The sequence below is a fragment of the Mycobacterium sp. genome (assembly GCF_035603715.1).
Taxonomy (GTDB): domain Bacteria; phylum Actinomycetota; class Actinomycetes; order Mycobacteriales; family Mycobacteriaceae; genus Mycobacterium.
Genome location: NZ_DATNJW010000038.1, coordinates 20,782 through 34,362, shown reverse-complemented (window position 1 = coordinate 34,362; position 13,581 = coordinate 20,782). Strand labels below are relative to the sequence as shown.

The window sequence follows — 13,581 nt, the reverse complement described above, 5'->3', positions numbered from 1 at the left end:
AGGAATCGTGGCCCTTCCCCAGTTGACCGACGAGCAGCGCGCGGCAGCGTTGGAGAAGGCTGCCGCCGCACGTCGAGCGCGAGCCGAGCTCAAAGACCGGCTGAAGCGCGGCGGCACCAATCTCAAGCAGGTGCTCAAGGACGCCGAGACCGACGAGGTCTTGGGCAAGATGAAGGTTTCCGCATTGCTGGAGGCGTTGCCGAAGGTGGGCAAGGTCAAGGCGCAGGAAATCATGACCGAGCTGGAGATCGCCCCGACGCGCCGTCTGCGCGGCCTCGGCGACCGTCAGCGCAAGGCTCTGCTGGAAAAGTTCGACTTCGCCTAAGTCCGGCGACGATGCAGGCCGCAGGGCCTGAGGGAGAGCCGGGCGATAACCCCGGCATCTTCCAGGAGAGTCGTTGAACACCGACGGGGGACCGGACGGCAGTCATGCGACCGCTAAAGGACGCGTGGTCGTGCTGTCCGGCCCATCCGCGGTAGGCAAGTCGACACTGGTCCGCTGCCTGCGTGAGCGGGTACCGGATCTGCACTTCAGCGTCTCGGCGACCACCAGAGCACCCCGCCCCGGCGAAGTCGACGGGGTCGACTACCACTTCGTGACGCCCGGTCGCTTTCAGCAACTGATCGACGCCGGTGCCCTACTGGAATGGGCGGAAATTCACGGCGGCCTGCACCGATCGGGCACCGTGGCCGAACCGGTCCACGACGCCGTCGCCGCCGGGCACCCGGTACTCATCGAAGTCGACCTGGCCGGCGCCCGCGCCGTCAAACAGGCGATGCCAGAGGCGCTCACGGTGTTTCTGGCCCCACCGAATTGGGAGTCGTTGGAGGAACGCCTGATCGGTCGCGGCACCGAGACACCCGAGGTAATCGAGCGCCGGCTGACCACCGCACGCGCGGAATTAGCGGCTCAGGATGACTTCGACGAGGTCGTGGTGAACCATCAATTGGAAACTGCGTGCTCAGAATTGGTATCCTTGCTGGTGGGAACTGGGCCGGACACGGCGTGACCCGCATTCAGACTCGATTCAGCTTTAGTCGCACACCGATTTAGCGCCAGGAGAATATTTACGTGAGTAGTTCACAGACCGATGCTTCGCTAGCCGCCGTCCCCGACCGGTTCGACCAGTCGCCGGGTGGGATAGGCGCCTACGACACGCCGCTGGGTATCACCAATCCGCCCATCGACGAGTTGCTCGCGCGGGTGTCCAGCAAGTACGCCCTGGTGATCTACGCGGCCAAGCGTGCCCGCCAGATCAACGACTACTACAACCAGCTCGGCGAGGGCATCCTCGAATACGTCGGTCCGTTGGTCGAGCCGGGGTTGCAGGAAAAGCCACTGTCGATCGCGATGCGCGAGATCCACGGCGACCTGCTTGAGCACACCGAAGGCGAGTAGCGGAATCGAGGCGGGCTTGCGATGAGCCTCTCGGATGACAAGCGGACGGACCGTAAGCGGGTCGTCGTCGGCGTCGCCGGGGGTATCGCCGCGTACAAAGCCGCCACCGTCGTTCGTCAACTCACCGAGGCCGGCCACTCGGTCCGCGTCATTCCCACCGAATCCGCGCTCCGATTCGTCGGCGCCGCCACCTTCGAAGCACTGTCCGGCGAACCCGTTCAGACCGGGGTATTCGAGGACGTTCCGCGGGTGCCGCACGTCGCCATCGGCCAAGCCGCCGACCTGGTCGTCGTAGCGCCCGCCACCGCCGACCTGTTGGCGCGTGCCGCACACGGCCGCGCCGACGACCTGCTGACTGCGACTCTGCTCACCGCCCGATGTCCCGTGCTGTTCGCTCCGGCGATGCACACCGAGATGTGGCAGCACCCAGCAACCGTCGACAATGTGGAGACGTTGCGCCGCCGCGGTGCTGTGGTGCTCGAGCCGGCATCTGGACGGCTCACTGGGGAGGACAGCGGCGCGGGCCGGCTGCCGGAGGCCGAGGAGATCACCACCTTCGCCCAGCTGCTCCTGGAGCGCCACGACGCGCTGCCTTACGACCTGGCCGGCGTCAAGGTGCTGGTTACCGCGGGTGGTACCCGCGAACCGCTCGACCCGGTCCGTTTCATCGGCAACCGCAGCTCGGGTAAGCAGGGCTACGCGCTGGCACGGGTCGCGGCCCAGCGCGGCGCCGAGGTGACGCTGATCGCCGGCCACACCGCCGGCCTGATCGACCCGGCGGGCGTCGAGGTTGTGCACGTCAGCTCGGCCCAACAACTCCGCGACGCGGTATCCAAACATGCACCCGACGTGCACGTGCTGGCGATGGCGGCGGCCGTCGCCGACTTCCGGCCGGCGCACGTTGCGACCGCGAAGATCAAAAAAGGTGCGGAGGAGCCGCAGTCCATCGACCTGATCCGCAACGACGACGTGCTGGCAGCGGCCGTGCAAGCGCGTGCTGCCGGGCAGCTGCCCAACATGCGGGGGATCGTCGGCTTCGCCGCTGAAACCGGCGACGCCAACGGTGACGTGCTGTTTCATGCCCGGGCGAAGCTGCAGCGCAAGGGATGTGACCTGCTAGTGGTCAACGCCGTCGGCGACGGTAAGGCCTTCGAGGTCGACAACAACGATGGTTGGCTGTTGGCCGCCGACGGCACCGAGTCAGCGCTGCAGCCGGGCTCGAAGACTCTGATGGCCAGCCGTATCGTGGACGCCATCGTCACGTTCTTGCAGAGGGGCGCTGGGGACGCCACCTAGCCTCTCCTGCGCCGTAGACCGGCCGGTAGCATTTACCGGCCAACAGATATGGTTTGTCTAACTAACATTTTCAACGTAGACCTGAAGGGATGACGGGTGTGAGCGAACAGGGTCGGTTGTTCACCAGCGAATCGGTGACCGAGGGGCATCCGGACAAGATCTGCGACGCGATCAGCGACTCGGTGCTCGACGCGCTGCTGGCCGGAGATCCGCGCTCACGCGTCGCCGTTGAGACGGCTGTGACCACCGGCCAGGTGCACGTGATCGGCGAGGTCACCACGACGGCGAAGGAAGCGTTCGCCGACATCACCAACACAGTTCGCGAGCGGATCCTCGACATCGGCTACGACCACTCGGACAAGGGCTTCGACGGGGCGACCTGTGGGGTCAACATCGGCATCGGCCGTCAGTCGCCCGACATCGCCCAGGGCGTCGACACCGCGCACGAGACGCGCGTCGAGGGTGCCGCGGACCCGCTGGACTCCCAGGGCGCCGGCGACCAGGGCCTGATGTTCGGCTACGCGATCAGCGACACCCCGGAGCTGATGCCGCTGCCGATCGCGCTGGCCCACCGGCTGGCGCGGCGTCTGACCGAGGTCCGCAAGAACGGCACGCTGCCGTACCTGCGCCCGGACGGCAAGACGCAGGTCACCATCGAGTACGAGGACAACGTTCCGACCCGGCTGGACACCGTGGTGGTCTCCACCCAGCACGCCGACGGCATCGACCTTGAGAAGACGCTGGACCCCGACATCCGCAAGCATGTGCTGGCGACCGTCCTCGAGGAGCTGGCGCACGACACGCTGGACTCCTCGTCGACGCGGGTACTGGTCAACCCGACCGGAAAGTTCGTCGTCGGCGGTCCGATGGGTGACGCCGGATTGACCGGTCGCAAGATCATCGTCGACACCTACGGCGGCTGGGCCCGCCACGGCGGCGGCGCCTTCTCCGGCAAGGACCCGTCGAAGGTGGACCGGTCGGCGGCGTACGCGATGCGCTGGGTGGCCAAGAACATCGTGGCCGCCGGCCTGGCCGAGCGGGTCGAGGTGCAGGTTGCCTACGCCATCGGCAAGGCAGCTCCGGTCGGGCTGTTCATCGAGACGTTCGGCACCGCGACCGTCGACCCGGTCAAGATCGAGAAGATCGTGCCCGAGGTCTTCGACCTGCGGCCCGGCGCGATCGTTCGCGATCTGGACCTGCTGCGTCCGATCTACGCGCCGACGGCCGCGTACGGCCACTTCGGCCGTACCGACATCGACCTGCCGTGGGAGCGTCTCGACAAGGTCGACGACCTCAAGCGCGCAATCTAGATCGACCCAGCAGTCGCAAAGCCCCCACGTCACAGTGCGATGGGGGCTTTTGCGTCGGCCGGCGCCGCTGCCACGCGATAAATTGACAGGCATGTCAGTCACGCCACTTGGCACCTTGGCGGATGTTCAGGCGGCTCGGCGGGCGCTGTACGCGAAATTTGAGCCGCCGTTGCCGTTCTACGCGGCGTGGGGAATTGGCTTCGCCCTGTTCTACGGGTCGAGATCGTTGGCGTTGACTCTGGTCGCCGCGGTTACCCTTCCGACGGCATCGGTGGCGGCGACGTTGTGGCAGGCCACGCGGATGCGACGTATCCACCCGCGTCGCCTTCGCCTCTTCTCGCGTCGTGTTTTCCTTCTGACCAGCCTGCTCGGCCTGCTGAGCGTGGTCATCGTGGTGGCGATCGTCTGCGTGGCGGTCGCAGCATCACTGCATCGGTGGAATTGGGCGGCCGCGGGCGCGCACCGCGGGACCCCGATGTCGTACCTGCTGCCGTTCATTGTTTTCATGGCGCCGGTGATCGCCGGCGCATCGCTGCCGTGGCTCATCGATCCGTACGGCATCGACGCGCGAACAATGCGGAAAACGCCTGATCAACCGGCGGTCGGGGACCCGCTGATCGCGCCCCGGCAGCAAACCATGGTGTGTGCGATGCTGGCCGGTGTCGACTCGATCGAGGCCCGATTCCTTGCCAGGACATTGCGAGTGGACGGCGAGGAACTCCACCGGCAAACAGCTGAACTTGTTGCGGCACAATACATTGACGTGTATCCCTATTACGGCCGTCGGTGGTTCGGCCTTACCGCGGTCGGTCGCGCTGCCTACCGCCGTCATTTGCGGGCGCTGGTGTCAACCGAGCTGCCAACGGTGGCTGACGGCGTCCGCTAGCCGGTGAATCGATAGTCGTCGAGATCGAAACGACGGCTGCGCCAATACACCTCGAAGGTATTCGCGGGTCGTAGCCCCACGTCGCCGTTCTTGTCGAAGTAGTAGCTGTTGGCCGTCCGGCAGCTGTCCTGCCAGAACACCTGGCGGTGTCGACGGCTCAACTGCTCGGCAAAGTAGCGGGCGTTGGCTTCCTCGCTGATCTCGACCCGGGTGGCGCCGCGCTGGCGGGCCTGCTTCATGCAGCGCAACATGTGGTGCGTCTGCGCCTCGATCAACGCGAAATACGACGAGCCGACGTAGCCGTACGGCCCCATCGTGCTGAAGAAATTAGGAAAGCCAGGAATGGTGGTTCCCTCGTAGGCCTGCGCCCGGTTCTCGTCCCAGAACCGGGCGAGGCGCTGGCCGCCGCTACCGGTGACCGCAAAGGTCGGCGTGGTGTCGGCGTCGAACACGTGGAAACCGGTGGCCAGCACCAGGACATCGACCTCGTGATTGGTGCCGTCGATGGTGGCCACCGATGACGGCGTGATCTTGTCGATCGGTTGGGTCACCAGTCGCACGTTGTCGCGGTTGTAGGTCGACAGATAGCTGTTGTGGAAACCGGGCCGCTTGCAGCCGATCGCGTATTGCGGGGTGAGCTGTTGCCGCACCGCCGGGTCGCGCACCTTCAGTCGCAGATAAGCGCGGCCAAGTGACTCCATCCATCGGGCCAGCGGGTACACGGTGAAGTATTGGGCCGGCAGCGGGAAGGTCACCTCGACGTAGGTCTGGGTGATCAGGCGCTGCAGCGTCTTGGCGCCGGGCAGCCGTAGCCCCCAGTGTGCCGGCTTGGGCAGCGGCACGTCGAACTTGGGGAAACACCAGATTGGCGTGCGCTGAAAAACCTTGAGCTCTTTGACAATTGGCGCGATCTGAGGGATCAGCTGGACCGCCGACGCGCCGGTGCCGATCACGGCGACGCGCTTACCGGTCAGGTCGAGGCTGTGGTCCCAACGGGCGGTGTGCACTGTGGCGCCGCCGAAGGAGTCGACGCCGTCGATGTCGGGCGGCTTGGGCACCGTGAGGACGCCGCTGGCGTTGAACACGAACCGTGCCGTGACTTCTCCACCGGGATCGAGCTGGATCCGCCACAGCGAGCGCTCGTCGTCGAACTCGGCGGAGAGCACGGTGGTGTTGAACCGGATTTTCGGCCGGATCCCGTACTTGTCGGTGCAATGTTCGGCGTAGGCCTTCAGTTCGCCGCCGCGCGCATAGGTACGCGACCAGTCCGGCCGCTGCTCGAACGAGTACTGATACGACGCCGACGGGATGTCCACGGCGATACCGGGATAGGTGTTCCAGTACCACGTTCCGCCGACTTCGTCGCCGGCCTCGACGACGAGGTAGTCGCCGAATCCCTCTTGGTCGAGCTTGATCGCGGCGCCGATGCCGGAGAACCCAGCGCCAACGATCAGACAGTGGTAATCGGGCCGATCGCCGTTCACCGGTACCTCCATCGAACAGGTGGTTAGTCGATACCGACGGTACCGCGTATTTAGTGCAGCGCCGCTTTCAGGGCGGCAAGACCGCGGTTGGTTGCCTCGGCAGCGGCCGGGACGATCAGCGCGAGGCTGACGTATCCGTGTACCAGGGTGGATTCGTTGCTCAATTCGGCGGGCACACCGGCGTCGTTGAGCAGCTTCGCGTAGAGGGCCGCGTCGTCGCGCAGGGGATCGTGTTCCGCGCTGCCGATGAAAGCCGGGGCCAACCCGGAGAGGTCCTTGGCGTTGGACGGCGCCATGAACGGCGGCAGAGCTTTCGCATCGCTGATGTCCACACCCGGGATGTACCACTGCAAAAAGGCATCAATGACGTCGCGGTCCAGGATCGGTGCCTCGGCGTTCTCGGTGAACGACGGCAGCGACAGGTCCGCGGTGATGCTCGGATACCAGAGCAGCTGAAACGCCAGCGTGGGTCCGTCCTCGTCGCGGGCGCGTTGTGCCGTTACCGCGGCCAGGTTTCCGCCGGCCGAGTCGCCGGCGACGGCAATCCGGTTCGGGTCGCCGCCGAGCTCGGCGGCGTGCTCGGCGACCCATTGCAGCGCGGCCCAGCAGTCGTCCACGCCAGCTGGGAACGGGTGCTCCGGGGCGAGTCGGTAGTCGACGGACACCACGATGGCCTCCGCGCCGACCGCGTGTGCGCGCGCCACCGGGTCGTGGGTGTCAAGGTCGCCGAGGGCGAAACCTCCGCCGTGGTAGAAGACGACGATCGGTAGGTTGCCGGGCTCAGCCGAGGGCCAGTAGATGCGGACCGGGATGTCGGTGACGTCACCGTGTCCGACGATGCGATTCTCGATGCGCAGATCCGGCAGCATCTCCGGGGGTGCCTGCAGTTGCTTCAGCTTCGCCCGTGCGGCCTCGACGCCGTCGGAGGCCTTGAAGGTCATTGGGATCGCGTCGACCACGGCCTTCAGCGTCGGGTCGATCTCTGGTCGGGCGATGGTCGGCTCTGTCATGGGCCTACCTTACAAATCGCTAGTGCAGCGCCGTGCGTAGTGCGGCCAGTCCGCGCTCCATCGCATCGGTGGCCGCGGGGACCACGCCGGCATAGCCGAGGTAGCCATGCACCATCGTCTCGGCGTTGTGCACCTCGACCGGAACACCCGCGGCGGCGAGCAACTCCCCGTAGCGCATCCCGTCGTCGCGCAGCGGATCGAGGCCGGCGACGCCGATGTAGGCGGCGGGCAGATCGGCCAGGTTCGCGGCCCGGCCCGGCGCCATCCCGGGCGGGGGATTGAACAGGTCGATCTCACCGCCGTAGTAGCGGCTGAATGCGGCGACGGCAGCGCTATCCAGGACGGGCGCATCCGCGTTTTCGGTGAACGAGGGCAGCGACGAATCCCACAGCGTCGCCGGATACCACAACAGCTGGAACAGGATTGGCGGGCCGTCGTCGTCACGCGACCGCTGCGCGATCACCGCCGAGATGTTGCCACCGGCGGAATCCCCGGCCACCGCAAGCCGACTCGCGTCGGCGTCGATCTCGCTGCCGTGCGCGGCGACCCATTGCACTGCTGCCCAGGCATCGTCGATCGCTGCGGGGTAGGGGTGCTCGGGGGCCAACCGGTACTCGACCGACACCACCACCGCCGAGGCGCCCACCGCGTGCTGACGGCAGGTGCCGTCGTGGGTGTCGAGGTCGCCGACGACGAAGCCGCCGCCGTGGAAGAACACCACCACCGGCGGCGCGGCGTCATCGGTTGGCGGCCAGTAGATCCGGATGTTGAGCGGCCCCGCCGGCCCGTCGATGGCGCGGTCCTCCACCCGAAGCTCGGGATGAAAGCTGCGCCGCGGCAGATCCCGCAGTTGCCGGCGGGCCGCTTCGACGCCGTCGTCGGCGGATAACCGGAACGGAACGGCGTCCAGTACCTTCTGCAGGATGGGATCGATGGCGGATCCGGAGTCGTCGACGCTGGGCATGCAGACACCGTACGCACCGCGGGTGATGGTCGGTGCCTGGGTGGCCGCCGGATGGGCGGGTCTCGCCTACGGGGTATTTCTGACTATTTCCGCGCTGCGTTCGCCGCCGGGCGCGGAGTTGACCGGGCAGTTTTTTGCTCAGCCGGCGTTCAAGGCGTCGATGGCGCTGTTGCTGGCGTTGGCGGCGGCGGCGCATCCTGTTGTCCGCGAGCGGCGCTGGCTGATGTTGGCGCTGCTGTTCTCGGCGGTCGGCGACGCGCTGCTGGCCGTTCCGTGGTGGGCCCCGTCTTTTGTCTTCGGGCTGGCCTCATTTCTGTTGGCGCACTTGTGTTTTCTCGGTGCCCTGCTGCCGTTGGCGCGGCAGTCGGATCGGTCGCGGCCCCGGTGGATCGCCGTGGGGCTGATGTGCGCGGCCTGCGTGGGGCTGCTGGTGTGGTTCTGGCCGCAGCTGGGTCGTGATGGTCTGACCATTCCGGTCACGGTGTACATGGTCGTGCTGGCCGCCATGGTGTGCGCCGCGCTGCTGGCGCGACTGCCCACGCTGTGGACCGCGGTCGGCGCGGTGTGCTTCGCGGGCTCGGACGCGATGATCGGCATCGGCCGGTTCGTGCTGGGCAGCGAGGCGTTGGCGGTACCGATCTGGTGGGCGTACGCGGCGGCGCAGGTGTTGATCACGGCCGGGTTCTTCTTCGGCCGGGTGTCGACCGTCTCTGCTACACCTGGCGAGTGACCACGCGGACCCGGCAGCCCGCTGCGTTCGAGCCGATCGCACGGGTGTTGCCGATGTTGTCGGTGCCGCACCTGGACCGCGAATTCGACTACTTGGTGTCCGAGGAGCAATCCGATGACGCGCAGCCCGGGGTGCGGGTGCGGCTGCGCTTCCACGGCCGCCTGGTCGACGGGTTCATCCTGGAGCGCCGCACCGAGACCGATCACGCCGGCAAGTTGGCCTGGCTTGACCGGGTGGTGTCAGCCGAAGCGGTGCTCACCCCGGAGATCCGTCGGCTGGTCGACGCCGTCGCCGCACGTTATGCCGGCACCCGCGCCGACGTGCTACGGCTGGCGGTGCCGCCCCGACACGCCAAGGTGGAGCGTGAGAACCGAACGCCGCCAGAGCTTTCCGCTGTATCCGCCGTCGACCGGACGGGATGGGAGGCCTACGGCAGCGGCGACCAATTCCTAACCGCGTTGGCCGAGTCGCGGGCCGCTCGCGCGGTGTGGCAAGCGCTGCCCGGCGACCCGTGGGCCGATCGCTTCGCCGAGGCGGCCGCGCAGACCGTGCAGACCGGGCGCGCGGTATTGGCGGTCGTGCCCGATCAGCGGGACGTGGACACGCTGTTTCGGGCCGCGACGGCGTTGCTCGACGAAGCGGGTGTGGTGGCGTTGTCGGCGGGCTTGGGTCCGGCCGCGCGCTACCGGCGCTGGCTGGCCGCGCTGCGGGGTGAGGCACGGCTGGTGATCGGCACCCGCAGCGCGGTGTTCGCGCCGATCAGCGACCTGGGCCTGGTCATGGTGTGGGACGACGGCGACGACACGCTCGCCGAGCCGCGGGCTCCGTACCCGCATGCGCGCGAGGTGGCGATGCTGCGTGCCCACCAGATGCGATGCGCCGCACTGATCGGGGGATACGCCCGCACCGCCGAAGCTCATGCGCTGGTGCGCAGCGGGTGGGCGCACGACCTGGTCGCGACGCGGCCGGTGGTGCGCGCCCACTCGCCGCGGGTGGTGGCCCTCGACGACGGGGGATACGCCGACGAACGCGATCCGGCGGCGCGCACCGCACGGTTGCCGTCGGTGGCGCTGCGCGCCGCGCGTTCAGCATTGCAGGCCGAGGCGCCGGTGCTGGTCCAGGTGCCGCGGCGCGGCTACGTCCCGTCGCTGGCCTGCGCCCGGTGCCGGGCGATCGCCCGCTGCCGGCATTGCACCGGCCCGTTGTCGCTGGATGACCGCGACGGCACGGCCCCGGTGTGCCGTTGGTGTGGCCGGGCCGACACCGCGCTGCGCTGCGGCCGCTGCGGGTCGGACACGGTGCGGGCCGTCGTCGTGGGTGCCCGGCGTACCGCCGAGGAACTGGGCCGCGCCTTTCCCGGTACGACGGTGATCACCTCGGCCGGCGAAGCGATGGTGTCCGAAGTCGACGATCGTCCAGCATTGGTGGTGGCCACGCCCGGTGCTGAACCCCGCGCAGTCGGCGGCTACGGGGCGGCCCTGCTGCTGGACAGCTGGGCGCTGCTCGGGCGTCAGGATCTGCGTGCGGCCGAGGACACCCTGCGGCGGTGGATGGCTGCCGCGGCGCTGGTACGGCCCCGCGACAGCGGTGGGGTAGTGGCGGTCGTCGCCGAATCATCGTTTCCCACAGTGCAATCGCTGATCCGCTGGGATCCGGTCGGCCACGCCGAGGCCGAGTTGGCCGCGCGCACCGAAGTCGCGTTGCCGCCGAGTGTGCACATGGCCGCTCTCGACGGCCCCGGCGAGGCGGTCACGGGGTTGCTCGAGGAGATCCGGCTGCCGGACAGCGCCGAGTTGCTCGGCCCGGTGCCGTTGCCGGTGGGTGCACGGCGACCGCCCGGGATCGCGACCGAGGTGCCGGTGAGCCGGATGCTGGTGCGGGTGCGCCGCGAGCAGGGCCTGGCACTGGCGGCGGAGTTGCGGCGCGGCGTCGCCGTGGTCAGCGCCCGGCAAGTGCACGACCCGGTCCGGGTGCAGATCGACCCGCTGCACATCGGCTAGCTGACTCCTCGGTTACGCGCCGTGTGTCGACGCGCGAACTCCGCGTGTCCATGCGACGATGCGAAGACTGGCCGAGCGCCAATGACGCCCACCGGTCTTTCTTTCCCGTGTCGAGGGAGGTCAGATATGGCAACGATCGCAGACACCACACGAATCGGGCGCTGCCTCGTATTTGTGCGCGATCACCTCAACCAGGCCCGCGCCGCCGGCGACGAGATCCGGGCCATGCAGTGGCACGCGGTGATGGACGAGTTCATCGATGCGTGGCCCCGGTCGGCGTGATCATCGATCCCGCGCACTGCACCGAGATCGGCTGTGCCTGTCCCGGCAATCGCTGGTGGACCGGCTGGATCGGACCCCGTGAAATCCATGTCGTCCCCATCGACGATCTGCAGCCGCATCGCGTTGAGGAATGTGGCTGCGACCCACAGATCACGCTGCACGTCGCAGGCGATGGGTTCGCGTCGTGGCGGGTGATCCACGACAGCTTCGATCGCCGCGAACTCGCTGAGCAAGCGGGCTAGTGCCGGGCCGCCTCTTGAACGAGCTGCACGCGGGAGTTCAGGCCCAGTTTGGTGTAGACGCGGGTCAAGTGGGTCTGCACGGTACGGGGTGAGATGAAAAGCCGTGCGGCGATGTCGTTGTTGGCGAGCCCTTCGCTGACCAATTGGACGACATCGCGCTCGGCAGGAGTGAGTGAACCCCAGCCGCTGGCAGGTCGTTTGCGTTGACCACGGCCGCGCCGGGCGTAGGCGATCGCTTCCTCGGTGGGCAGGGCTGCGCCCTCAGCCCACGCGGTGTCAAAACCCTTCTTGTCCGTCTAGCTGGCTCCAGTCCATCAGGGGCGTATCGGCGTGTGGATCGATTTCGCTCATGCTAGCCAGCATGCGATCCGACGAACCGCAAAACATCAGCGCAAACGCGCAGATTTGCGGCCGCCGGAATCTACGACCCCCCGCGCAGCGGATCTACGCGCCTTGGCCGACGTTCTGAGACTCCTGGCGCCGGATAGTCGAGTCAACCGCCGGAGCCAGCGGATTTAAGTAGTGCACTACTCATGTCGTCTGAGCTGGGCGTTGACACAGTGAGTTTTCCAGAAAGGTGACGGCCATGCTTCTTACGTCTGCACCACCGCCCGATGTTGCCGAACTGCATTTGGCGCCGAAGAATCCGCTGCGGTATCGGGACCAGCTCAGGGCCGTGCGGTCGCTGATCGACGGGCACCAGGAGCTGATCGATGCCGGCGGACCCGTCACCCGAATCGTGCTCGGGCCCAAATGGCTTTTCCCGACGGCGGTTTTGATCGCATCGCCGCAGGGCGCGCGCGACGTTCTGGGCCGCACCGACGAGATCGCCGATCGCGGCGGAACGACGACCGCGATTCAGCTGCGAAAGCTGATGGGTGGCAATCTGCTGGTCCTGCCGCACCGCGAATGGTTGCCGCGGCGGCGAACCCTCCAGCCGATGTTCACCAAAAAGCGCATCCCGCGTTACGCCGGGCACATGGCCGCGGCCGCGCAGTCCGTGGTCGATGGCTGGCGCGACGGTGCCTCAGTTGATCTGGACAGCGAATGCCGCACCCTTACCTTGCGGGCGCTCGGCCGGTCCGTGCTCGGCATGGACCTCGACGACCGAGCCGATGCCATTGGGGAGGCATTGCGGCCCACGCTCACATGGATTGCGGACCGCGCGACCCGGCCCTTCAATCTGCCGCAATGGGTGCCCACCCCACGCCAGCGACGGGCACGTAGGGGCAACGCGACTCTGCATCAGCTCGCCGCCGAGATCCTCGCCGCGGTGCGAAAAGATCCCGACCGGGATGCGCCACTTGTGCGGGCCTTGATCACCGCAGCCGATCCACAAACGGGCCAACCGCTTTCGGACGATGAGATCTGCCACGAGCTGGTGCTGTTCATCCTCGCCGGCCACGACACCACGTCGACCACGCTCGCGTATTCCCTGTGGGCGCTTGGACGCCACTCCCAAATCCAACAACGCGTGTTCGATGAGGTCAGCGCACTCGGTGACCGGCCGCTGACCCCCGACGACGTGCCCCGGCTCGGTCACACCGTGCGGGTGCTGCATGAGGCCCTCCGCCTATGCCCCCCCGGCGCCGGAACGCCCCGGATGCTCACCAAGGATGTGGCCGTTGACGGCTACCGACTGGAAGCCGGCACCATGGCGTTAGTCAGCTTCTACGCCATGCACCGAGACCCCGAACTGTGGGACCGCCCGTTGACATTCGACCCGGACCGGTTCCTGCCGGAGCGATCGCAGGGCCGAAGTCGTTGGCAGTACCTGCCGTTCGGCGGCGGACCTCGGTCGTGCATCGGCGACCATTTCGCCATGCTGGAGGCCACCCTCGCACTGGCCACCATCGTCCGTGGCGTCCGGATCGAATCACTCAAAGGCGACTTCCCCCTGGCCACCCCGTTCACGGTTGTCGCGGCCGAGCCGGTCGATGCGCGCGTTCACACACGGAGATCCAGCTAGGAAACACTA

At 67.4% G+C, this 13,581-nt stretch carries 14 protein-coding genes and 1 pseudogene; 11 read left to right on the top strand and 4 right to left on the bottom strand.

From position 1 onward, the window contains the following. Positions 1-7: 7 nt before the first annotated feature. The 6 genes from mihF (at position 8) to VN856_RS01470 (ending at position 4,891) form a co-directional block, all read left to right on the top strand. The gene (gene mihF, locus VN856_RS01495) at positions 8-325 is read left to right on the top strand and encodes an integration host factor, actinobacterial type (RefSeq protein WP_325685448.1); all 318 of its coding nucleotides are present in this window, start codon (positions 8-10) and stop codon (positions 323-325) included. A 73-nt stretch (positions 326-398) separates the two neighbouring features. Further along, positions 399-1,010: a guanylate kinase gene (gene gmk / locus VN856_RS01490; RefSeq protein WP_325685438.1), complete on the top strand. Its 612-nt coding sequence runs from the start codon at positions 399-401 to the stop codon at positions 1,008-1,010. Positions 1,011-1,072: 62 nt separating this feature from the next. Then, a complete protein-coding gene (gene rpoZ, locus VN856_RS01485; protein WP_325685436.1) occupies positions 1,073-1,399 on the top strand; it encodes a DNA-directed RNA polymerase subunit omega in 327 nt (108 codons plus the stop codon). Positions 1,400-1,420: 21 nt separating this feature from the next. Continuing rightward, positions 1,421-2,695 carry a bifunctional phosphopantothenoylcysteine decarboxylase/phosphopantothenate--cysteine ligase CoaBC gene (gene coaBC, locus VN856_RS01480; RefSeq protein WP_325685434.1) on the top strand — a complete coding sequence of 425 codons (1,275 nt, stop codon included), beginning with the start codon at positions 1,421-1,423 and terminating at the stop codon, positions 2,693-2,695. A 98-nt stretch (positions 2,696-2,793) separates the two neighbouring features. Next, on the top strand, positions 2,794-4,005 hold the full coding sequence (gene metK, locus VN856_RS01475; protein ID WP_325685432.1) for a methionine adenosyltransferase: 1,212 nt from the start codon (positions 2,794-2,796) through the stop codon (positions 4,003-4,005). A 91-nt stretch (positions 4,006-4,096) separates the two neighbouring features. After that, complete coding sequence (locus VN856_RS01470) at positions 4,097-4,891, top strand: hypothetical protein (RefSeq protein WP_325685430.1); 795 nt, start codon at positions 4,097-4,099, stop codon at positions 4,889-4,891. Here the strand turns inward: VN856_RS01470 and VN856_RS01465 are convergent. Genes VN856_RS01465 through VN856_RS01455 form a run of 3 tightly spaced genes read right to left on the bottom strand, consistent with a single transcriptional unit; the run spans position 4,888 to position 8,349 of the window. Next, a complete protein-coding gene (locus VN856_RS01465) occupies positions 4,888-6,387 on the bottom strand; it encodes an NAD(P)/FAD-dependent oxidoreductase (protein WP_325685428.1) in 1,500 nt (499 codons plus the stop codon). The genes VN856_RS01470 and VN856_RS01465 overlap by 4 nt on opposite strands. Positions 6,388-6,425: 38 nt before the next feature. Beyond that, positions 6,426-7,385 carry an alpha/beta hydrolase gene (locus tag VN856_RS01460; RefSeq protein ID WP_325685426.1) on the bottom strand — a complete coding sequence of 320 codons (960 nt, stop codon included), beginning with the start codon at positions 7,383-7,385 and terminating at the stop codon, positions 6,426-6,428. A gap of 19 nt (positions 7,386-7,404) precedes the next feature. Beyond that, a complete protein-coding gene (locus VN856_RS01455; RefSeq protein ID WP_325685424.1) occupies positions 7,405-8,349 on the bottom strand; it encodes an alpha/beta hydrolase in 945 nt (314 codons plus the stop codon). Here VN856_RS01455 and VN856_RS01450 point away from each other — a divergent pair. From VN856_RS01450 to VN856_RS01435, 4 genes are all read left to right on the top strand, one after another. Beyond that, positions 8,348-9,079 (top strand): lysoplasmalogenase, encoded by a 732-nt coding sequence (locus VN856_RS01450; protein WP_325685446.1) that lies wholly within the window; start codon positions 8,348-8,350, stop codon positions 9,077-9,079. The two genes, VN856_RS01455 and VN856_RS01450, sit on opposite strands and share 2 nt — an antisense overlap. A gap of 53 nt (positions 9,080-9,132) precedes the next feature. Beyond that, positions 9,133-11,079 carry a primosomal protein N' gene (locus tag VN856_RS01445; RefSeq protein WP_325685444.1) on the top strand — a complete coding sequence of 649 codons (1,947 nt, stop codon included), beginning with the start codon at positions 9,133-9,135 and terminating at the stop codon, positions 11,077-11,079. 126 nt (positions 11,080-11,205) lie between these two features. Then, positions 11,206-11,361 carry a hypothetical protein gene (locus tag VN856_RS01440; protein WP_325685422.1) on the top strand — a complete coding sequence of 52 codons (156 nt, stop codon included), beginning with the start codon at positions 11,206-11,208 and terminating at the stop codon, positions 11,359-11,361. Beyond that, complete coding sequence (locus tag VN856_RS01435) at positions 11,343-11,603, top strand: hypothetical protein (protein WP_325685420.1); 261 nt, start codon at positions 11,343-11,345, stop codon at positions 11,601-11,603. The genes VN856_RS01440 and VN856_RS01435 overlap by 19 nt, the downstream gene beginning before the upstream one ends. Here the strand turns inward: VN856_RS01435 and VN856_RS01430 are convergent. Continuing rightward, a pseudogene (locus tag VN856_RS01430) lies at positions 11,600-11,893 on the bottom strand (response regulator transcription factor); the annotation flags it as partial. The gene VN856_RS01435 and the pseudogene VN856_RS01430 overlap by 4 nt on opposite strands. A gap of 296 nt (positions 11,894-12,189) precedes the next feature. On the opposite strand from VN856_RS01430, the gene VN856_RS01425 reads away from it, so the two are divergent. After that, on the top strand, positions 12,190-13,572 hold the full coding sequence (locus tag VN856_RS01425) for a cytochrome P450 (protein ID WP_325685418.1): 1,383 nt from the start codon (positions 12,190-12,192) through the stop codon (positions 13,570-13,572). Positions 13,573-13,581 lie beyond the last annotated feature (9 nt).